The organism is Polyangium mundeleinium (genome assembly GCF_028369105.1).
Taxonomy (GTDB): domain Bacteria; phylum Myxococcota_A; class Polyangia; order Polyangiales; family Polyangiaceae; genus Polyangium; species Polyangium mundeleinium.
Genome location: NZ_JAQNDO010000001.1, coordinates 12276370 through 12297957 on the forward strand (window position 1 = coordinate 12276370; position 21588 = coordinate 12297957).

Annotated in this window: 17 protein-coding genes; 13 read left to right on the forward strand and 4 right to left on the reverse strand. The window is 68.4% G+C overall.

The window, feature by feature from the left end:
• Positions 1-28: 28 nt before the first annotated feature.
• Positions 29-1810, reverse strand: coding sequence for a hypothetical protein (locus POL67_RS48590; RefSeq protein ID WP_271928956.1), 1782 nt, complete (start codon positions 1808-1810; stop codon positions 29-31).
• Positions 1811-2380: 570 nt separating this feature from the next.
• Between POL67_RS48590 and POL67_RS48595 the strand changes: the two genes are divergently transcribed.
• Entirely contained in the window at positions 2381-3127 is a 747-nt protein-coding gene (locus POL67_RS48595) for a hypothetical protein (RefSeq protein WP_271928959.1), read from the forward strand.
• A 34-nt stretch (positions 3128-3161) separates the two neighbouring features.
• Here POL67_RS48595 and POL67_RS48600 read toward each other — a convergent pair whose 3' ends face one another.
• The gene (locus POL67_RS48600) at positions 3162-3491 is read right to left on the reverse strand and encodes a hypothetical protein (RefSeq protein WP_271928962.1); all 330 of its coding nucleotides are present in this window, start codon (positions 3489-3491) and stop codon (positions 3162-3164) included.
• A 99-nt stretch (positions 3492-3590) separates the two neighbouring features.
• On the opposite strand from POL67_RS48600, the gene POL67_RS48605 reads away from it, so the two are divergent.
• The 9 genes from POL67_RS48605 (at position 3591) to POL67_RS48645 (ending at position 15071) form a co-directional block, all read left to right on the forward strand.
• Complete coding sequence (locus POL67_RS48605; protein WP_271928964.1) at positions 3591-3758, forward strand: hypothetical protein; 168 nt, start codon at positions 3591-3593, stop codon at positions 3756-3758.
• 401 nt (positions 3759-4159) lie between these two features.
• Positions 4160-5011, forward strand: coding sequence for a coiled-coil domain-containing protein (locus POL67_RS48610; RefSeq protein ID WP_271928966.1), 852 nt, complete (start codon positions 4160-4162; stop codon positions 5009-5011).
• A 22-nt stretch (positions 5012-5033) separates the two neighbouring features.
• Positions 5034-5825, forward strand: a complete 792-nt coding sequence (locus POL67_RS48615; RefSeq protein WP_271928969.1) for a BtpA/SgcQ family protein — start codon at positions 5034-5036, stop codon at positions 5823-5825.
• Positions 5822-7141: a glycosyltransferase family protein gene (locus tag POL67_RS48620; protein WP_271928971.1), complete on the forward strand. Its 1320-nt coding sequence runs from the start codon at positions 5822-5824 to the stop codon at positions 7139-7141. Before POL67_RS48615 ends, POL67_RS48620 begins: the two co-directional genes overlap by 4 nt.
• Before the next feature lie 75 nt (positions 7142-7216).
• Entirely contained in the window at positions 7217-8893 is a 1677-nt protein-coding gene (locus POL67_RS48625; RefSeq protein ID WP_271928972.1) for a carbohydrate porin, read from the forward strand.
• A 25-nt stretch (positions 8894-8918) separates the two neighbouring features.
• A complete protein-coding gene (locus POL67_RS48630; protein ID WP_271928975.1) occupies positions 8919-10850 on the forward strand; it encodes an alpha-amylase family glycosyl hydrolase in 1932 nt (643 codons plus the stop codon).
• 15 nt (positions 10851-10865) lie between these two features.
• Positions 10866-11948 carry an ABC transporter ATP-binding protein gene (locus tag POL67_RS48635; protein ID WP_271928978.1) on the forward strand — a complete coding sequence of 361 codons (1083 nt, stop codon included), beginning with the start codon at positions 10866-10868 and terminating at the stop codon, positions 11946-11948.
• A gap of 4 nt (positions 11949-11952) precedes the next feature.
• Positions 11953-14214 (forward strand): extracellular solute-binding protein, encoded by a 2262-nt coding sequence (locus tag POL67_RS48640; RefSeq protein ID WP_271928980.1) that lies wholly within the window; start codon positions 11953-11955, stop codon positions 14212-14214.
• Positions 14211-15071, forward strand: coding sequence for a sugar ABC transporter permease (locus POL67_RS48645; protein WP_271928983.1), 861 nt, complete (start codon positions 14211-14213; stop codon positions 15069-15071). The genes POL67_RS48640 and POL67_RS48645 overlap by 4 nt, the downstream gene beginning before the upstream one ends.
• A 36-nt stretch (positions 15072-15107) precedes the next feature.
• Here POL67_RS48645 and POL67_RS48650 read toward each other — a convergent pair whose 3' ends face one another.
• Complete coding sequence (locus POL67_RS48650; RefSeq protein WP_271928984.1) at positions 15108-15635, reverse strand: hypothetical protein; 528 nt, start codon at positions 15633-15635, stop codon at positions 15108-15110.
• 164 nt (positions 15636-15799) lie between these two features.
• A complete protein-coding gene (locus POL67_RS48655; protein ID WP_271928986.1) occupies positions 15800-17554 on the reverse strand; it encodes a M1 family metallopeptidase in 1755 nt (584 codons plus the stop codon).
• Positions 17555-17651: 97 nt separating this feature from the next.
• Between POL67_RS48655 and POL67_RS48660 the strand changes: the two genes are divergently transcribed.
• The 3 genes from POL67_RS48660 (at position 17652) to POL67_RS48670 (ending at position 21587) form a co-directional block, all read left to right on the forward strand.
• Positions 17652-18578, forward strand: coding sequence for a hypothetical protein (locus POL67_RS48660; RefSeq protein ID WP_271928989.1), 927 nt, complete (start codon positions 17652-17654; stop codon positions 18576-18578).
• A gap of 435 nt (positions 18579-19013) precedes the next feature.
• On the forward strand, positions 19014-20591 hold the full coding sequence (locus POL67_RS48665; protein ID WP_271928991.1) for a serine/threonine-protein kinase: 1578 nt from the start codon (positions 19014-19016) through the stop codon (positions 20589-20591).
• A 24-nt stretch (positions 20592-20615) separates the two neighbouring features.
• Positions 20616-21587: a hypothetical protein gene (locus tag POL67_RS48670; protein ID WP_271928993.1), complete on the forward strand. Its 972-nt coding sequence runs from the start codon at positions 20616-20618 to the stop codon at positions 21585-21587.
• Position 21588 lies beyond the last annotated feature (1 nt).

Consider the following 21588-nt stretch of genomic DNA (forward strand, 5'->3'; position numbering starts at 1 on the left):
CACGCCCCGGCGCGGTCCGTCGTGATGTTCATGAGCATCGGACGGGCCGCGCTCCGCGCCCGCGAGGCCACGATGGGTGAACGGCGTCGACGATGTCTTTCGCGGTCGACAGCGAACACCCGAGCTGTTCTCGAAGATACTTGATGGCAGCGATGCTCTTCTGCCCTTCGAGGAGCGCCAACATGCCCCCCCGCACTGCCTGTGGCATACACGCCAGCGCTTCGCTACGTTGCCGCTCGGCTTGCTCCACCAAATGTCGTTCGAGCTCTCGCGCGTCTTCTGGCGACCCGCGGGCTGGGAGGTCGGTCACGACGGCGCACAGTCCGTCGTGATGAATGAGGCCGATCGTTGAAGTGGTAACTCCAATCAGCATGACGTCGAAACCCCAATCGACGTCGAGCTGAACGCTCTCCCATTCGTCATATCGAACGTGAATCACCTGCAAGTGGGCAGGATACGCGGAATGACCGACGACATAAACGTCCCCGGCGAACGCCTTGAACAGCCGTTCGAGGTGCGAGGCATCGTCGGGATCGAACGGCGCCCAGGTGAGCGTCGTGCCATGCACCCACAATGCTTCTGCCATCAAGTCGGGACTCACGAGAGCCCTCTGGTCGAGAAAGGCCTGTGCATCTGGCAGGAGGTCGCGTGCGCGGGCCAGCACCTGAAAATAATCGACGGTTCGGGAAGGGGGCTCTGCCATGGGGAGCTCCAGGACCTCCGCCGCCTGCCTGGGGTCCACGCGGTAGGGGCTTTCCTTGCCTTCGAAAAAGCCGTGCTCGGCGATCAAGTGCGCGATGAGGCCGGGACCCTTGAGCTTCGCGCCCGAGTGGCGGTTCTCGATCACGAAATCGAGCGCAGCCCATTCGTGATCGGGTGCGCAAAACCAAGGGCAGTCTTGATATCCGGCATACTGCAACATTCGAACACGAAACTTGCCAATGTCGTGCTCGTTCGTTTCCCACGCACTCTCCCTGGAGCGGCGGAGCGCCTCGCCGACGACCTCGCGAATCCGTCCAGCGATGTCGGCGGGCGTGAGCCCCAGCGAGGAAAGGGTGCTCGCGTCCTCCTTCAGCACCTCATCGAGTCGCTCCGTCGCTCCCAAAAATCCCGCCGTGGACAGCACGCGGGGTCGCATCAGCTCTTCGACGCGCCCCGACCTGGCCAGCCAGCGCCATTGCCAAAAGTCGACCTTCGAGCGCATGATTTTGTGGATTTCCTCGGCGACCTTGGTATCGAGCCCGAGCGCTCCGAACCGCGGGCGCATGGCCTCGGCCGCCGCGCGCTCGTCGAAGTGCACGGATACCTCGGCAAGAAACCTCGGTGGGGCGTCGAGCTCGACGTCACCGATCTCTTTGCATGCGAAATCGATGTCCCGCGCAACCTCGGCGGTCGTCCCCAACGCCTCGCGAAGGGACATCCGGAGATGCACGATCAAGAGGCATTCTCCGTCGCTGTCCACGATCCGTCCGTTGACCCCACCGGTCCCGAGCGCCGCAAGCTTCTGCTCAGCGACCTCGCGACGCGCCCCGAAATGGAAAACCACCTTCGATTCCAGGCCCGGCCAGCGGCCGTCATGGCCTCCTGCGCGCCCGATTTCGCACGCGAACGTGCGAAATTCGTCGATGCGCTCCGCGGAGAGCTCCGCAAGAGGCAACGAGAGGGTCCCGATCAGTCGGTGCGTCGTGTGTACGTCGACGTAGCGCCGAAGAAAGCCGAGGACTTCGGCTCGCTCTTCTTCGGTGAGCGATCGAGAGAACGTGCAGCCCAGGCCATGAACCTCGACGACCTCGGCCGGATCCCCGCGCACCGCGGCGGGCTCTCGCGAGAACCAGTCCATGAACCCGGGGATGTTCTCGATGTCGGGAAGACGCGCGCGCAACGCACCGTCGTTCGGCCAGATCTGGATTCGGGTCACGACGACGTTGCGAGGATCCATACGAGGTTCGCCTGGATCCTCGTGTACACGGCCCACCGCAGCGTGACCACCCTCCTGCGTCCGGTCAGGCCGCCACGGCGTAACCTACACGTCACCACAACGTAAGTTCACCCGGATCCCTCGTCGACGAGACCCGCGACGGGGTCGGACATGCCGGCGGGTGTGGTCGTCGAGGCCCGAGCGGGGTCCGATCAGGGCGCGGGTCTCGACGACGAGGCCGGCGACGGGGTCGGACATGCCGGCGGGTCTCGACGACGAGGCAAGCCGCGGGGTCCGAGCAGGGCGAGGGGCTCGACGGCGAGGCAAGCCGCGGGGTCCGACCCCTCGGCGGGCGTGGGCCGCGAGGCACACCGACAAGTTCTTGCTTCCCTGCCCTGCCATTGACGTTCCTTGCCCCGCGTTCGTCTCTCCCCTGCCGTCAACTTACAAGGCAGGCATACCATGCGGAATCTGACCCTCGGTGACCTACGACTCTCGCTCCGTGATCTCCTGGATACGCGCGTCGATGAATTGCGCCTCTCGAAGACCGGCAAGCTCTACGAGCCGCGCCTTCGCAAGAAGCAAAAAGAAATCGAGGACATCCCCGATCCCGCACTGAAGCAAGCGCCCCTCGCCACCGAGCTCGCGTCCACCGACGAGCAGCACGACGGATTCGGCTCCGCCATCCATTACATCTGTCTCGCCGTCGAGGCGCACCCCTCGCTCCCCACCGCGAAGAAGAACGCCGCCCAGCGCATTCGCGAGACCTTCGTCCCCCAGCTCGGCGTCCTCCGCCGTCCTTATGCCGACGAAGCCGCCGCAGCGCTCGATCTCCGGAAGGATCTCGACACCCTCCAATCCGATCTCATCACCATCACGACCCCTGGCGGCGGCAGTCTCCTCGCCTGGGCCCATGACTTCGTCGCCGCGGGCGACTCCATCGATACCCTCCTCCGCGAGCGGGCCAAACTCCTCGCAGGCGCGGAGAATGCCTCCGTCACAGCCCCGCTCCGCGGCGCGACCGTCGGCCTCCTCGGTCGCTTTCGCGACGCGCTCCGCGACGAGCTCGAAGAGGAGGGCTCTCCCCTGTCCGCCCGCCACGAGGCATCGATCTTCTCGTACATCGACAAGCTGAGCGCCGATCGCGCGCGCGCCGCGTCGCAAAGCCCGGACCCGCCCGAGGACGCGACCCTCCCCACCCAGCCTTGACAAGCCCCCCGGATCGGATCTAGGCGCCGGCCCCTCAGCCCTTCGTCGGCTTCGAGGACTTCGCTGGCGCCTTCGCCGCAGGCTTCGCCGGCGCCTTCGCCGCAGGCTTCGCGGGCTCGTCTTCCTCGTCGCCCTCGTCCTCCTCGTCCCCTTCGTCCTCGTCCTCTTCGTCGTCCTCGTCCTCGACGTCCTCGGCGAACCGCGCCGCGCGCGTCTCCTCGTCCTCACCGAAGAGCGACGGCCGCCCTCCGCGCCGTGCTCCGCGACGAACAGGTCGGCGATCTCCAGCAGCGCCGCGATCTTCTCCTCGCGCACCGGCCCGTAGATCGTCAGCGCCAGGGCCTTTTCCTCCACGCGCACCCACACCTCGCCCGACTCGCACAGAAGCTCGCGCAGCGGGCGCGTCAGCCACTTGCCGATCGCCTTCGCCAGCGACGTCGATCCCTCGACGAGGTACGCGGCCATGAACTCCGGGTGTTTGCTGAACTGGATGCCCGTGTTCGGCGCGGGTTTGCCGTCGACGAACGGCAGCGGACGCGCAGTGAACGCAGGGCCCGCCTCCTCCATCGCCACGACCACCGTCTGGTGGTCGCTGCTGCCCGCGACGTCTCCCTGGACGAACCGCGCGTAGGCCACCTTCGGCACGAGCTCGTAATCGCCGAGCAACTTCCCGCCGCCCGCGAGCTCCGCCACCCGCCCGAGCGGGGTCGCGAGGCCCGCGATGCGCTTCGGGCGCGAGTCCTTGCCTTTCTTCTTTTTCGCGCCCGCCGCCTTGGACCGGGCCTTGCCCCCGGCCCGCCGCGCGCCGAACGCGTCACGCCACGCTTCGATTGCCGAAAGTGCCCGCTTGTCGACCTGCCCCGTGAGCACGAAGATGAGCCCCGCGGCGATCGGCGCGACGATCCACAGCCACCACATGGCGGCGGAGCCTAGTCCGTCTTCGGGATTTTTCCCACAGGATCGAGGCGCCCCGATCTCACCCGGGGGAGATGAAACGAAGCGCCGTTTCCGTTACCGTAGTCCCCAAGCTCGATGCCGCAGTCCTCGCTCTACTGGCTCACCATCATCGCCCTCGGCCTCTGCGTGATGCTCTCGCTGCTGCGGCGACAAACCGCCGCGCGCCTGAAGACCGCGCAGCGTCAGCTCCTCGACGAGCGCAAAGATCGCGAGCGCGCGACGAGCGAGCTCATCCACCTGAAGTCCCAGCGCGCCGCCGCCGAGAAGGACGCCGAGGCCGCGAAGAAGGACGCCGAGGCCGCGAAGAAAGAAGCGGCCGCCGCGCAAAAAGAGGCCGAGGCGGCCGCGGAGGCGAAGCGGAAGCTCGAAGCGATCGAGGCCGACGTGGCGCGGCTCGAGCGCGAGCGGGACGAGGCGCGCGCCGCGGGGCGAGCTGCGGAGGCCGCGCAGGAAGAAGCGAAACGCGCGCTCGACGCGAAGGCCATCGAGGGCGACGTCGCGCAGAAGACCATCGCCGAGCTCGCCCGCGCCGCCGAGGAAGGTCGCGGCGCGGCCGCCGCGAGCCTGCAGAAGATCGCGGACGTGGAGCGGCAAAAGAAGGCCGCCGAGGACGAGCGCGCCGCCGCGAAGAAGCAACTCGCGGAGAGCGAGGCGAAGCTCCGCGAGCGTGACGCGGCGCTCGCCCGCGAGGTCGCTTCTGCGAAGGAGAGCAAGGAGAAGGCGGCAGCGCTCGAAGCCGAGCTCACGAAGGCCCGCGAAGAGGCTGCGAAGGCGCCCCCGCCCCCGGCGGCGACTGCGGCCGCTGCGACGAGCGGCGGCGGGGATTTCCTCGCGGCGCTCGACGCCGATCCCTACCTGAACCGTGGTCACAAGGAGACGATCCGCATGACCTACAACCAGTTCACGGCGAAGAAGCGTTCTTCGTGATCCACGTGGTAAGGGTCTGCGCGTGACGAGCGTCTTCCTCCCCAGCCTCCTCGGCGTCATTCACCTCCCGCCCCTGCCCGGCAGCCCTCGATCCAACGGGGATCTCGGCTCCGCCGAAGAGCGCGCCTTTCGCGAGGCGGAGCTGCTCGTGGCGACGGGCTACGACGGCATCGTCATCGAGAACTTCGGCGACGCGCCCTTCTTCCCCGGCCCCGTCCCGCCGATCACGATCGCGTGCATGACCGCCTGCGCGCGCGCTGCACGCGAGGGCAGCAAGGGCCTCTTCCTCGGCGTGAACATCCTGCGCAACGACGCCGACGCCGCGCTCGCCGTGGCCGTCGCCGCGCACGCCAACATGATCCGCGTCAACGTGCACACCGGCGCGCGCGTCACCGATCAGGGCCTCGTGCAAGGCGCCGCGCACCAGACGCTGCGCACGCGCCGCGCGCTCGCCGCCGACGGCGTGCGTATCTTCTGCGACGTCGACGTCAAGCACTCCGCGCCCCTCGCGCCACGCCCCATCGAGGAAGAAGCACACGACCTCGCCGAGCGCGGCCTCGCCGACGCCCTGCTCGTCACGGGCAGCGGCACCGGGCGCGCCGCCTCCGAGGCCGATCTCGACACCGTCGTCCGCGCCGTCTCCGTCCCCGTCTACGTCGCGAGCGGCGTCACCACGGAGAACCTCGCCGCGGTCCGCAAAGCGCACGGCATCATCGTTGGCTCCGCGCTCCGGGCAGGTGGTCGCGCCGGCGCTCCGATCGATCGCGACCTCGCCGCCCGCTTCGCCGAAGCGTTCCGCGCTTCGCGTCGATGACGATCCGGCCTCCGCGCCGCACGTTCCTCGTCGCCGTCACGCTCCTCGCGCTCGCGCTCCGGCTCGTGTGGAACCTCGTCGTCCACCCGCCCGACGAGCACCTCTACTCCGACATGGCGGGGTACTTCGAGCGCTCCACCGCGCTGCTCGACGCCCCGCTCCGCAAAGAGCCCTCCGCCGCCCTCTTCCCCTACGGCACACACGTCCTGCTCGCGCTCGTCCGCGCCGTGTTTGGCCGGGAAAACCATGCCGCGCCGGCCATCGTCTACGCGCTGCTCGGCGCCTCGCTCGTGCCGCTCGTCTCGCTCCTGACGGAGCGCGTCGTCCGCGGCCGGATCGCGCCGCGCATCGCCGCGCTCGTCGCTTGTTTCTATTACCCGTGGATCTCGCTCGGCGGCTATTTCCTGAGCGAGCTGCCCTTCACGGTCTCGGTCACCGCGGCCGCGCTCTTTTCGCTTCGCCTCGCGGATACGGGGCGGCCGCGGGACGCCTTTCTCTTCGGCACGGCCCTCGCGCTCGGCGCCACGTTCCGCCCGCAGCTCCTGCTCTCGCTCCCCTTGCTTTTCCTCGTCTGGCTCGCGCGCCGCCGCGCCCTTCCGCGCATCCGCCCCGCCCACTTCGCGCGCGCGCTCGTGCCCGTCCTCCTCGTGCTCGCCGTCTCCGCCGTGCGGTTTCATCACCACGTGGGCCGCGTCGGCCTGATCAGCGCGAACGGCCCCCTCAATTACGCCTTCGGCCGCTGCCACGCCGTCGACATCGAGGCACGCACGCGCGGCTACGTCTCCTCGTTCGGGCCTCCGCCGATGGGCTACCTCGCCTATCGCGACAAGAAATACCCCGATGCGTTCGTCCGGCTCGATGCCGCGCTCGGCCCAAAGCTCACCGTCCAGGGCACGATGTGGAATGAGGGCCCGTTTTACGCGCTCGCGCGCCGGTGCGTCGCGACGACCGGGCTCGTCCGGCAGGCGCGTTACGCGCTCAGCCACATCGTAATGTTGTGGGGTTACAATATCGTCTGGCCCGATTCCGGCACGGACGCGTATCGCCGCCCCATGCGCCGCGCGATCGATCTGCACAACGTGCTGCTCCTGCCGCCGATGCTCGTGGGCTTCGCCGCCTCGTTCCGGCGCCACCTCGCGCGGCACGCACTGCTCTCCGCGCACCTCGTCGCGCTCGTGCTGGTCGCGATGGTTTACTTTGGAGACGTACGGTATCGCGTACCCTACGATGGCATCGTGATCGCCCTCGCATTCGATGGCTTCACCCGTGTGCTCGGTTGGGTCCGCAGCATGCTGCCGCGGAAGGTCGGGGTTTGACGGCGCCGCCGGCTCCGTGCGTCTCGACCGATGCAATCTTCACGCGGGGCCGCACCTTGGTGTACCGTGCCCGACGTGCGACGATCCGGACCCGAATTCGGGCCGCGAAGGAGCCGTATCCACGGCGTCCCGCTGGCCCTCCTCGCCGCGGCGCTCTGTGCCTCCCCGTCCCTCGCGGCAGCGCAAACCGAGCCCACCGCCGAACCGAAGCCCCCCGCGTCCGAAGGCGCGCCGCCGCCGGCCGATACGCCGCCGCCGCCGCCGCCGAGCGAAGCGAGCAAACCGGCAGATCCGCCTCCCGCGAACGACGGCCAAGCGCAAAGGCGCGCCGATGCGGGCGACGTGAAGCCGGCCGAGCCCAAGGCGGAGGCGCCCCCCGCGGCCGAGGCCCCGAAAGCCACCCCTCCGCCGCCGGAGTCCGGGTTTTTCCTGGGCACGTACGGCCGCGTCGGAGCGGCCACCGATTTCCGAAAGCGCGCCGGCCGTGACGCCGACATCGTCGCGCGCGGCTCGCGCCTCGACGAATCGCCGTACGTCGAGATCGACGTCCAGCGCCAGGATTACTGGAAAGCCACGGGCACGACCACGCGGGCCGTGATCACGCTCGGCACGTCCGCGCCGCTGTTCCATTACAATGCGGATTTCAATGTCCGCATGGCCGTCCGCAACCTCTTCCTCCAGGCGAACAACGTCGTGACGAAGGGCCTCTCGGCCTGGGTCGGCTCGCGCATGTACCGCGGCGACGATTCGTACCTGCTCGATTTCTGGCCCCTCGACAACCTGAACACGGTGGGCGGCGGCCTGCGCTACGACTTTGCCAATGGCCGCACCTTCGTCGCCTGGCACGCCGGCCTGAACCAGCCGAACACGGGATTCTTCCGCCAAACGGTGGGGCGCACGCCGGCCTTGAACCAGGTCGGCTCGACCAACGTAAATATCCTCGACCGGCAAAAATTCATCACGAGCCTGAAGGCGAGCCACATCCTCAAGGTCGGGCAGACGGGCGGCGTGAAGGCGGTCTTCTACGGCGAGCTCCACGACATCCCCTCGGGCCAGCGCGAGACCGAGGTGAAGGGCACGTACGAGTCCTTGCCGTCCGATTTCGGGTACGTGGTCGGCGCGCAGTTCGGCGCGTTCACGGGGCGCGACGCCTCCCACGTGAATCTGTTCCTCCGGTATGCGGGCGGCGCCGCGGCGTACGGCGAGTTCGGCACGCCGTTCCAGCTCGCGCCGGACCGCACCTCGGCGGGCGCGCGCGAGCTCTGGATCACGCTCAGCGGCAACTGGGAGACGGGGCCGCTCGGGCTCATGGCGGCCGCGTATTACCGGAGCTTCCGCGACGCGAGCCCGGCCCTCGATTTCAACGACGTCGACGAGGGCATCATCATGGCCCGGCCGCATTTTTTCCTCACGGAGTGGGGCGGCATCGCGACGGAGCTCTCCTACCAGGCGCAGCAGCGCGGCGTGCGGTACCAGCCACAGGCGCCGCCGGGCCAGCCCATTCCGGCGCCCTCGGCCGATCCGGTCATGGGCGGCCTCTTCCGCATCGGCCTCGTGCCTTTCCTGAACCCCGCGGGCAAGGGCAGCTACAGCCGCCCGCAGCTCCGCCTCATTTACCTCCTCACGCACCGCGACGAGGGGGCGCGCTCGATGTACCCGAAGGACGACGTCTTCAGCCTCCGGGAATGGGAGCATTTCTTCGGCGTCGGGGTCGAGTGGTGGTTCAACGCGCAGACGACCTACGGTGGATGACATGAAAGCGAATCGAAGGAGCCTCATGAATCGAGCGCGTTCATCGGCCCTGATCCTCGGCCTCGTCGTCTCCGGTTTCGCGACGACCGGCTGCATGGAGTTCGAGGATCCGCCGGAGGTCGAGCTCAAGACGAACGTCGTCGATTGGCGCGAGGAGATCATCTACCAGATCCTCGTCGACCGTTTCGCCGACGGCGACTGGGGGAACAATTTCTCCGTCTATCCGTCGGCGCCCGGCAAGTGGCACGGCGGCGACTGGAAAGGGCTCGAGCAGCGGCTCGATTACCTCGACGAGCTCGGCGTCACGACGCTGTGGATCTCGCCCGTCGTGAAGAACGTCTACACGGACGCCGGATTCGACGCGTACCACGGCTACTGGGCACAGGACCTCACCCAGCCCGCCCCGCAATTTGGTGACCTCGCGGCGCTCCAGAGCCTCGTGAAGGCGGCGCATGCCCGCAACATCAAGGTCATCCTCGACATCGTCACGAACCACATGGGGCAGCTCTTCTTCTACGACATCAACGGCAATGGGCAGGCGGACGACCCGCTCAACCAATCCGTGCCCGGCACGACGGACGTCTTCAAGGAGAACGAGTACGACCCGACCTACGACGTCCGCGGCGTGCAGGCGGAGACCTCGCTCGGGGAATCGGGCCTCGCGCCGGTCATCTTCGCGCACGACCCGGCGTCGAACCACATGCCGCCGTTCCCGGAGATCCTGCAAAACCCGCTCGCCTACAACCGCAAGGGCCGCACGTACAATTTCGACGACCCGGATCAGCTCCTGCGCGGCGATTTCCCGGGCGGCTTGAAGGACGTCAACACGGAGCTCTGCCCGATCCGCGACGCGATGGTCGACGCGTACACGCGCTGGATCGAGCTCACGGACATCGACGGCTTCCGCATCGACACGGTCAAGCACGTCGAGAACGGCTTCTGGCGGCATTTCACGCAGAAAGTCCGCAGGCGCCTCGCGGCGAAGGGCAAGACGAACTTCTTCATGTTCGGCGAGGCGTTCGACGGGCGGGATCAGCTCGTCGGTTCGTTCACGAAAAACGGAAACGACGCCCCGCCCCCGGCCGACGAGCTCGCGAAGGACAACCAGTGCGTGACGGACGGCGTCCCGCTGACGGCGGACATGCTCGACAGCGTGTTTTACTTCCCGCAGCAATTCCAGGTCATCCGCGACGTGTTCCGGTACCGCGGGCCGACCTCGAACATCCAGAAGCTCTGGACCGACCGGGCCGTCAATTACGGCGCGACGCCGGCCCAGGGCGGCGCGGTGAACGCGGCGGGCCAGGGCGTCTCCCCGCAGAAGCTGCTCGTGAACTTCCTCGACAACCACGACGTGCCCCGCTTCCTCTTCACGGGCGCGGGCATGTACCCCGAGGATCCGATCTTCGGCACGCCGCTCGCGCTCGAGACGCGCCGGAAGATGCTGCACAACGCGCTGCTCTTCCTCTTCACCGAGGAGGGCATTCCCTGCGTGTATTACGGCACCGAGCAGGACTTCCAGGGCGGCAACGATCCCGGCAATCGCGAGGACCTCTGGACATCAGGCTACGAGAGGGGAGCGCCCACGTTCCAGTGGATTCGCCGCCTCTCGAACCTCCGGCGCAAATACCCCGCCTTGAACAAGGGGGACCTCCAGATCCTCTGGGCGAGCGATCGGACGGGCCCGAATGATTCCGACGCGAATGTCTTCGCGTTCGAGCGCACGGGCGGAGACGCGGGCGACTCCTATGCGATCGTCGTGATCAACGCGAACATCGAAAAGGAAGGCGCGCCCGAATTCGGCGGCCAGCCCATGCAGGTCGGCGCCGCGCCCGGCACGGTGCTCGTCGACGTCCTCAATGACGGCGGACCCACCTACACCGTCACGAACGACGGCCGCCTCTCGATCAAGCTGCCGCCTTCGAGCGGCGCCGTCCTCGTCCCCGAATCCCAGCGCTAGCCCCGGAGCTTCCCGATGGCGTCGGTCACGGTCACGGCCCTCAAGAAGAAGTTCGGACAAACCGAGGTGCTCAAGGGCGTTTCCGTACGCGTGCCCGAGGGCCAATTCGCCGTCCTCGTCGGCCCGAGCGGGTGTGGGAAATCGACGCTCCTGCGCCTGCTCGCCGGGCTCGAAGAGGCCGATACCGGCAAGATCGAGCTCGGCGAGCGTGACGTGACGCGGCTCGAACCACGCGACCGGAACATCGCGATGGTGTTCCAATCGTACGCGCTGTACCCGCACCTCACGGTGCGGGAAAACCTCGCGTTCGGGCTGAAGCTTCGCAAGACCGACGCGGCGGAGATCGAAAAGCAGGTCAAGCGCGCCTCCGACATGCTCGGGCTCGGGGCGCTGCTCGATCGATTGCCGAAGCAGCTCTCGGGCGGGCAGCGGCAACGCGTGGCCATGGGGCGCGCGATTGTCCGCAAGGCGGATCTGTATCTGTACGACGAGCCGCTCTCGAACCTCGACGCGGCCCTCCGCGCGCAGGTCCGCGTCGACATCCGGAAGCTGCACGACGAGCTCGGCGCGACGAGCGTCTACGTCACGCACGACCAGGTCGAGGCGATGACGCTGGCCGACGTGATCTTCGTGCTGAACAAGGGCCAGGTCGAGCAATCCGGCGCGCCTTTGGAGATCTTCGACAAACCGGCGACGAAGTTCGTGGCGGCCTTCCTCGGCAGCCCCGCGATGAATTTCGTCGACGGGGCGCTCGAACGCGAGGGGTCTGCGTGGGTGTTTCGCGCGAAAGACCTCGTCGTACCGGTCGACGAGGCCACATTCGCGGGCGGGCTCGAACCGGGGCGAAAGGTCACGCTCGGCGTGCGGCCGCACGAGGTGGAGCTCGCCGAGGGCGGCGGGGAGACGACGAAGCTCGTGATCTCGGTCGTCGAGGCGCTCGGGCCGGAGACGTATGCACACGGCGAAGTCGCGGGCGCGCCGTTCATTGCCCGCGTGGAGGCCCGCCGGAACATCAAAAAAGGCGAGACGCTCCCTCTCGTGTTCCGCTCGATCCACCTGTTCGACGCGGCGACGGGAACGTCGCTCCGCGCGAGGTGAACGCGTGAAATCGACGCAGCGACGACGCTTCCCCGCCTTCGGGGTGTTTTTTGCGCTCTTCGTGGTCGTCTTTTTCTCGCCCGCGGCCCAGGCCGAGCCGATCCGGCTCTGGCACGCGCAGCGCGGCGACGAGCAAAAAGCGCTCGAAGAGATCGTCGCGCGCTTCCAGGGCGAACGCGTGGAGCTGCTCGCGCTGCCCTCCGACGCGTTCAAATCGAAGGTCTCCGCCGCTGTCCAGTTCGGCGAAGGGCCGGACCTCTTCCTCGACGCGCACGACAAGCTCGGCGATTACGACGGCCGCAAGGTCGTCGCGCCTGTCGGCGACGCGCTCGACGGGAGCGCGTTCGCCGGACCCACGCTCGCCGCCGTCTCGCTCCACGGCGAGCCCTATGGTGTCCCGATCACGCAGAAGAGCGTCGCTCTTTACGTGAACACGGATCTCGTCAAGGACCTCCCGGCCGACCTCGAATCGATCGCCGCGATCGGAAAGACCCTCCCGGCCGGGGTCGTTCCCCTCGCGTACAACTCGCAGTCGACGTATTACCACGCCGGATTCGTCCACGCGTTCGGCGGGCTCATGCTGACGCCCGACGATCACTTCGGGTTCGTTGGGCCCGCCGCGGAGAAGTCGCTCGATTTCGTCCTCGATCTGCGCGCCCAGAAGGTCGTCGCCGAGGATACCGACGTCTCGGTCGTCACGAACCTCTTCCGCTCTGGCAAGGCCGCGTTCGCCATCGACGGCCCGTGGCTCGCGACGAGCCTCGCGGAAGCGCCCTCGCTCCATTACCGCGTGGCCCCGCTGCCGCTCGTTCGCGCCGCCGGAAAGCCGATCCTGCCGTATCTCGGCGTCGAGGCCGTCATGCTCACGCCGAAAGGCGCGACGCGCCCCGAGGTCCGCGCGCTCGCGCGGCTGCTCGCGAGCCCCGAGGCGACGAAGATCCGGCTCGAACGAGCGCGCACCTTGCCCGCGCGAATCGACGTCCCCTTGCCGCCGGAGGACGCGTTCCTCGCCGCCTTCGCCGAGCAGGCCAAGGCCACGATTGCGATGCCCTCGTCGCTCGCGATGAACGCCGTGTGGGAGCCTTCGGACCGTGCCATTCGCAAGGTGCTCCGCCGCGACGCGCTCCCCTCCCCCGCGCTCTCCGAGGCCAAGCGTCGATTCGACGACGTACGCCGCCCGCCGCCCCCGCCCGCCTCGCGCACACCCGGGCTCGTCGTCTTCGGCGCGTTGCTCTTGCTCGGCGCCCTTTCGCTCGTCCGGCGCGCGAAGGACCCGGAATTCCGAAAGCACGTGAAGCGCTCGCTTCCCGCGTATGCGTATGTCACGCATGCCGTGATCGCGGTCGGCGTGCTCGTGGTTTTGCCGCTCGTGCTCGGCGCGCTCACGTCGCTGCTCGGCGGATCGATCCAGAACCTCAAAGAGGTCGGCTGGAACAATTACGTCGGCCTCGACAACTTCGTCCAGATCCTCACGGCGCGCGGCGGGTCGCTCCTCTCGACGGGATCATTTTACGTGGTCCTTTTGGTCACCGTCCTCTGGACCGTGATCAACGTATTTTTCCACGTCGCGATCGGCGTCGCGCTCGCGCTCCTGCTCTCCCGGCCGCTGCTGCGGCTACGCGCGCTCTACCGCGTGCTCCTGATCATCCCCTGGGCCGTGCCGAGCTACGTGACGGCGCTCGCGTGGAAAGGCATGTTCCACCGGCAATTCGGGGCCGTGACGGGGCTCGTCCACGCCCTCAACGACACCTTCGGCACGAGCCTCGAACCGATTTCCTGGTTCGCCCGCTTCTCCACCGCATTCGCGGCGAACGTGACGACGAACGTCTGGCTCGGCTTTCCCTTCATGATGGTCGTGACGATCGGCGCGCTCACGGCGGTGCCCGACGACGTGCTCGAAGCGGCGAAGGTCGACGGCGCGAGCCGCTGGCAAAGGCTCTGGCTCGTCACGCTCCCGATGATCCGGCCGAGCCTCCTGCCCGCCGTGACCATGGGCGCGGTCTGGACGTTCAACATGTTCAACGTCGTCTTCCTCGTCTCGGGCGGCGAGCCTGACGGGACGACGGAGATCCTGGTTACCGAGGCCTATCGCTGGGCCTTCACCCGCAATGCGCAATACGGATACGCCGCGGCGTACGCGGTGCTGATCTTCCTCTTGCTCTTCAGTCGAACCCGGTTCTCCGATTGGCTCGGGGAGCGACGCGAGGCACGCGAAAAGGCGGCCTCGGCGGCGGCAATCGCGAAGGCGGCGGGAGGTGCGGCGTGAACAAGAAGCCCTCGCTCCTCGAATCGGCCGCGTGCCACGTGATCCTCGTGCTTGCGGTGGCGTTCGCGCTGTATCCGGTCCTCTGGGTCGTCGCGCTCGCGTTCTCGGGCACGCAGACGCCCTCGCCCCGCGTGATCCCCGTCCCGGAGGCGCCGACGCTCGCGCACCTCTCGGCCGTCGTCGGCGCCTCGCGCAAGGTCGACGGGGCCGAGGTCTGGCTCTTCGGCCGCCAGCTCGCGAATTCGCTCGTCGTCTCGCTCTCGACGGCGCTCGTCGGCGTGCTCATCGCCATTCCGACAGCGTACGCGCTCGCGCGGTTCCGCTTCGCCGGCAAGGAATCCGGCGTGCGGGCGCTGCTCGCCACGCAGATGTTCCCGGCCGTGGCGAGCGCGATCCCGCTCTACATGATCCTGAATTACCTCGGCCTCCTGAACTCGCGGACGGGCCTCGTCGTCTGTTATGCCTCGACGAGCGTCCCCTTCTCGATCTTCCAGCTCCGCGCGGCGTTCGAGGCGATCCCGGTCGACCTCGAAGAGGCTGCGATGGTCGACGGCGCGACACGTTTCTCCGCCTTCGTCCGCGTCGTGCTCCCCGCAGCTCGCCCCGCGATCGCCGTGACCGCGCTCTTCGCGTTCATGGGCGCCTACAACGAGTTCATCCTCGCGGCGACGCTGCTCGACAAGGAGGAAATGTTCACGCTGCCCGTGATGCTGCAGCGGTTCATCGGCGAATACGACGCGCAATGGGAGAAGTTCGCCGCGGGCGCGCTCGTCGTGTCGCTGCCCGTGATGGCGCTCTTTTACGTGGCGCAGCGCCACCTCGTCGCAGGCCTGACGGCGGGTGGCGTGAAGGGGTAACGGCAAAGAGGCCTTATCGCGCCTCCGCCCACGTCTTCACGGCCTCGACTGCGGGCAGAGGTAGGCGACGCCCGCGCCCACGAGCCCATCGCCCACGAGATCGATTTCCGGCACGTACGAGCATTTCTTCCCGGCCTCGTCGGTCAGGATGCTGGCGCGCCGTTCGAGCAGGTTTTCCACCTGCGCCTGCGTGATTGGACCCGTGCCCGCGACGTGCTCGGAGACCTTGACGGTCGCCGCGCCCTGGCAGGAGAGCAGGGCCGTGACCGCGAGATCGGGCTCGACCTTTTGCCCCGCGTCGCGGCCCGCGACAATCGGGCGCACCGTGCCCCGAATGCTCGCGCTGTACCAGCAGCCGTTGTCCAGGGGAAACGAGAAAAGCTCGTCGTAGGCCCATACCGAGGAGACGCTTGGCCCGTTCGGCGGTTGTGGAGCCTCGGCCCCTCCGTCGGGCCCGTCTCGCTGCACCAAGAGCGAGACCGTATCCGCGAGTGCCACACCGGAGAGCGGGAGAAGCGCAAATGCCGCGAGTCGACCGAACCCCGTGCCTTTCGACCTGACCATATCCCTCCAAGGGACCTGCCGAGGGAGCGCGTTTTGCGCGCGCCCCAGGCAAACGGACCCCTCGCCGCGGAGCGATTGCCAGGACGATGCCAACGGACGCCGGGCAGGCGCCGTCATCAGGGCTTGCGGGCGGGCTTGCGGCAAATGGCGTCAAGCTGGGAGAATCAGAAAATCCAGACCGGCCGAGCGGCGGTGATCGGCTGCGCGCCGGCCTTCGTGCCGATGAGGCGGTGATCCGGATCGAGCGTGACGGTCGCGACGGGCTCGGAGAACGGGATCTGCATCGTGGCCGTGGCGTCCTGGGGCGCGAGGCCAAAATCGACGCCGACGCGCGCGGTCTCCGTGGCGCCCTTGATCTCGACCTCGACGACGCAGGGGAAGAGTTTTCCATTCGGGTTTTGTTGGGTGACGGTGATCGTCGCCTGGCCGTCGAGCTGCGTCGCCGAGACGGCGAACGTCGGCCAGACCGGCGCGCCCTTGCCGAAGACCCACGCATCGAAATAGGCGTCGAGGTCCTGCCCGGACGCCGCTTCGAGCGCGTCCTTGAGCTCCGTCACGCTGCGGCCGCCCGATTTCGAGAGGAAGTCCGCGATGCCCGCGAGGACGGCGTTCCTGCCGATGAGCGGTTCGAGCTGGAGATAAAGCACCATCGGCCCGGGGCCATACACGTCCCCGTAGAAGTCCTGCACCTCGGGCGCGGGCTCGTCCGTCGGGCGGGGCCAATGCTTGGAGAGCGGCGAAACGCCGTCCCAGTAGGCGCGCGTCGCCGCGGCCTCGCCCTCGGGGCGCGCGAGATCCTCGAAGACGTAGCCGAGGTATTCGGCCGTCGCCTCTTTCCAGACGAAATCGGCCGCGGACGCGAGGGTCGTGTGATCGCCGGCCCATTGGTGGACGATCTCGTGCATGAGCACGTGCATCATGGCGTCGGCGTAATCGGTCTGCAATTGGTCGAGCTGCTGGTGCAGGATGATGTTGGCCGGGTGCTCGAAGCCGAGCCACGCCGTCGGCCCGCCCGCGATGCGCAGCTCCTTGCCATAAGGGAACGGGCCGAGCAGCGAGGTGATCCAGTCCATGAACGCGCCAACGCTCGCCTTGTCGAGCGACGCGGCGAGGGTGCCGAGCGGGACCTCGTAAAACACGAGATCGACGCCCGCGAAGCTGCCGTACGGCGCGCGCTCCCAGAGCGGATCCGCGGCAATCGCGAACGCCGAGTAGGTCGGCGCATTCGTGACGTCACACGTGGTCTTCGTGTCCCCCGCCGTGAGCGTCCCCGGGCAAAGCACGACCGCGCCCGCGGGATGCGTGACCTCGAAATGGAAGTCACTCATGCGCGAGGGATCGTCGTCGCAGGGGCCGAATCGATCACAGCCGCCGACCCACGAGAGCAGATACGAAAACTCGCCGCCCGCGAGGTCCTTTTTGCGCGAAAACCCGACATCGAGGCCCCAGTACGTATCGTTCGAAACCGTCGTGCGTGCCCCGACCGTGACCGTGGGGCCCGCGGGCATCCCCGGGCCGCAGGCTTTCAGCGCATTGTTTGCAAAATCGGCCGAGGCCGCGGGCTCTTCGTTCCACGTGACGTCCGTGAGCGAGGAGGCTTCGCACGATACGCTGTAGCAATCGCCGCCAGGCTCCGCGACGTCGAGCGCGAGCTTGGACTGCGCCTCGGCCGTGACGAGGTCGAACGTGTAGTCGTACCGGACGACGTTCGCCGTGATGTCCCCCGTCAGGCCCGTGCCGCCCATGCCGCCCGCGCCCCCCGCGCCCCCCGCGCCGCCGGTCCCGCCCTCGCCACACCCCGCGACGCCGCAGTTCGAAGCGGGGTCGTCACTGCAGCCGGCGGCGAGCAAAGCAAAGGCCGTGAGGCCAACGAAGAGCGTTCGGGGGGTATGGCGGAAGGAGCGGGAACGGAAGCGCATGGGGGCATCGTACAGGAAAATGCCCTCCCGAGAAGATGCGCGCGCGAGGGCAAAAGATGCTTCCGCTTCGGCCACGGGATCCATTACGCTCGCCGCGATGCCCTACAAAAGCCTCTCTGCACCCCGTCGCGTCGAGTCTCTCGACGCGGACGTCCGCGGCGCGGCCGCGGTCGACAATCCAGGCCTCGTGGCCATGGTCTCCGCCGCGCCCGCGCGCCTCGCCGTCGTGCCGATCGGCAGCGGTACGAACAAGACGGTGAACCTCTCGTTCGGCCAGGGCGACGAGGTGGCGATGCTGTCGCGCGACGTGGCCCTCGTGCGCAGCGAAAACGAGGTGTGGGCGGTGCTCGACATCCACCACCGCGCCAAGCTCGAGCGCGTCGCGAGCGACGTGCGCTCGCTGCGCGGTCGCCCCTCGGGAGAACACGCGCTCGCGCTCACCTGGGACGGCAACGCCATCCAGCTCTCGGTCTCGGGCAACGAGGTCGAGGCGCGGCCCTTCGCGCTGCGCGGAAACGTGAAGGTCGCCGACGTCGGCGCCGTGGACACGACAGTCGTCGTGGAGGTGCCCGGCGGTCTCGAGCTGCGTATGCACCCCGGCCCGACGCCGGAGCCCGGCGCAAACGGGCGCGTGGGCCTGCCCGCCGAGGCGAAGAAGTTCGACCGCCTGAGCAGCGGCGCGGCCCTGCACGTGCTCTACAAAAAAGGCGACAGCGCCGCGTGCATCGTGACCCAGCGCGGCGGCCGGCTCGCGACGAAGATGGTCGACATCGGCGTTCCGATCACGTGCGCCGCGGTGAGCGAGACGAGCCTCGTCGTGGGCTTCGCCGACGGGCGCGCGGCGCTCTTCGACGGCGCGACGCTCGACGCCGCGGGCGGCGGGCCGATGACCCCGACACACGCGCTTTCCCTCGGCGCGCGCGGGGAGCCGAGCACGATGCTCATCACGAACAAGGGCTCGGCCTGGGTATGGGTCGGGACGAGCGGCGGTGAGGTCCTGCGCGTGTCGCTTCCGCGGAAGTAATCGTTCCGGGCGCCCGCGCGTCCGTCGCGGCGCATCTCGTTTCTCCCCCCATCACATTCTCATCCCTCCTGACACCGCGATCCATCCCTGATCGCGTGTTTCCTTCAGGAAACCCCCGCTCCCTGGGGAAAGCCTCTGCATGACGCGGACATGCGCCGCTGCCCGGACGACCCGCGTCGACGGCGACTGACCACGAAAAAAACCTGGCGTCGAATTCCATGGTTTTCTCCGCGATCTCGGCTCGCCCGGTTTTGCAGAGACTTGCAAAACTACAGGGCTGGAACACATTACGGCCCGACCGGCGGGGCCATGAAAGAACGAAACGTCCGCGACGCTGATTCAGCGGCGGTCGCAGGGTCTTCGTGCGTGCGCCGTCGCGCGCCCTCGGGGGGGCGTGGGCCATACCTACCTTTCTTCATTTGATTGGAAGGCACCATGTCGAAGCAGGATGCATCGAACATCGTTTCGGTGGGGGACGTCCTCGCCGGGAAGTACCGCGTGGAGAGGGTGCTCGGGATGGGCGGAATGGGCGTCGTCGTCGCCGCTACGCACATCGACCTGCGCGAGGTCCGCGCCGTGAAGCTCATGCGCCCCGAGGCGGCGAGCGACCAGTCCGTCGAGCGCTTCCTGCGCGAGGCGCGCGCCGTCGTTCGCCTGCGCAGCGAGCACGTCGCCGAGGTGTACGACGTCGGCCGCCTCGACTCCGGCGCGCCGTACATCGTGATGGAGATGCTCGAAGGACAGGACCTCGCCGCGATGCAAAAGCGCCGCGGCGCCTTCCCCATCGAGGAGGCTGTCCTGTACGTCTCGCAAGCCTGCCACGCGCTCGCCGAGGCCCACGCCGCCGGGATCGTCCACCGCGATTTGAAGCCCGGAAACCTCTTTCTCACGCGCCGCGCGGACGGATCCCCCTGCATCAAGGTTCTCGATTTCGGTATTTCCAAGCATACGAGGCCCGAGAACGACGACCCGGAGATGACCGGCGCGCGCGACCTCATGGGCTCCCCACTTTACATGGCGCCCGAGCAAATGCGCTCGGCAAGCAAGGTTTGCACGCGGGCCGATGTATGGGCCCTCGGCGCCATTCTCTACAAATTGCTCACGGGACGCGCGCCGTTCCAGGCAGCCACGGTCCCCGAGATCTTCGCCGCTGTCCTGGCCAAAGCCGTCAAGCTGCCCTCCGCGATCCGCCCCGACGTGCCGCGCGGCCTCGATAACGTCGTTTTGCGTTGCCTCGACAAACAGCCGACCCGCCGGTATGCCTCCGCGACGGATCTGCTCGCCGCGCTCCGGCCGTTCGGCCCCTGGAACGCGATGCTCCAGGAGGACGAGGATGCGACCCGTCTTTTTTCCCCCGCGCGTCGCAGCAGCATTCCGCCCGGCCGGCTCCGGCTGGTCACGCCGCGAGAAACGCTCGATTCGTCGCCCACGATCCCGACATCACCCTCGAAGCCCCCGCCGGAGCCACCGCGCATGCCGAGCCGTCCTCCGCTCATGCGGGTCGAGGAGCAGGCGCCCGCGGCCGAGATGGTCGAAAAAGACGAGCGAAGCATGGGTCCCTGGGAGGGGTCCCAATCCAAACCCGCCTCGCGGCCGGCGCGCCTCGTGCTCGTCGCGGGCCTGACGGCGCTCTCGGCGCTCGCCGGCGCGGGGGTCGCGGCGATCGGCGTGCAATGGCCCGGCCTCATGGGCATGCCGCAACGGACCCAGGAGACGCGGGCCCTCAGCGTGCACGTGCCCTTCACGACCACACGAGAAGCGCTCCCCGTGCCCGCGGTGCAGCCGCCCGCGTCCACCGCCGCGGTGACGCCCGCGACGAACGAAATGGATATCGAGATCACGCCTGCGGAGGCCGTCGCTGCGGAGGCCGTCGCCCCGGCCGCCTCCGCGTCCGCCGGCGCGGGCCGCGCCCCCGTGCGCAAGGTCGTCGCCCCGACGACCACGGCTGCGAGCCCTGCCAAACCCACGCCGCCGGTGCACAGAGGCTACGACCCCTTCACGGGGCGCCATTGATACGGGGATCGAAGGAGCTTCGACATGAGGTCCGGGACGCAAACGGGAGCCGCGCTGTTCACGGCGATCGCGCTCTCCACCACGATGACGGCCGCCCGCGCCGAGGAGCCCACGTCCGCGCACGGGCTCGGCCCGGCCGAGCGCGCGGACGTGCTCTTCACGCGGGCGATGGAGCTCTCGGCGGAGGGGCGCGAAATAGAGGCCTGCCCCATGCTCGAAGAAAGCCTTCGGCTCGATGCGGCCATGGGCACGCGGTACAGGCTCGCGGAATGTTATGAAAAGACGAACCGTCGCGAGGCCGCATATCGGCTTTACACGGAGGTCGCGAGCGAGGCGCGGCGCGCCGGCATGAGCGATCGGGAGAGCCGGGCCCGCCTGCGCGGCGAGGCGCTGTCGGCGATGCTCGCGCGGCTCGTCGTCTGGGTGCCGAAAGAGGTCGCGGAGACGCCCGAGCTCGCGGTGACGCTCGACGGCAGGCCGCTCGATCGCGAGGCCTGGACCTGTGATCCGCTCCCGGTCGATCTCGGCGAGCACGTGCTCGAAGCCATGGCGCCCGGGCGAAAGCCCTATCGTCGCGTCGTGCCCGTGCACGACACGTCCGTGCCCATCGAGCTCAGCGTGCCCACGCTGCGCAACGAAAACGAAGCGCCGCCCACGCCGCGCGCGGTTGTCACGATTCCCTCGACGAAAAGAAGCGCAGAGACGGAGGCGCCGAGCGTGCGCACCACGGCCGCGCTCGTGCTCGGGCTCGGTGGCGCCGGCGCGCTCCTCGCGGGCGCGGGCATCGCCGCGGCGGCGCTGGCGACGGGCGGTTTGTCCGAGCCGGCGCGCGGCACGTCGGCGGTCGGCATCGGGATCGGCGGCGTGAGCCTCGTGGCTGCGGGCGTCCTTTGGCTCGTCACACCTCCTGCGAAGCGCGAAGGCGGCGCGGCGATGGCCATCGTACCGACCGTGGGTCCCCTCGGTGGCGGTGCTTCGCTCCTCGGACGATTCTGAG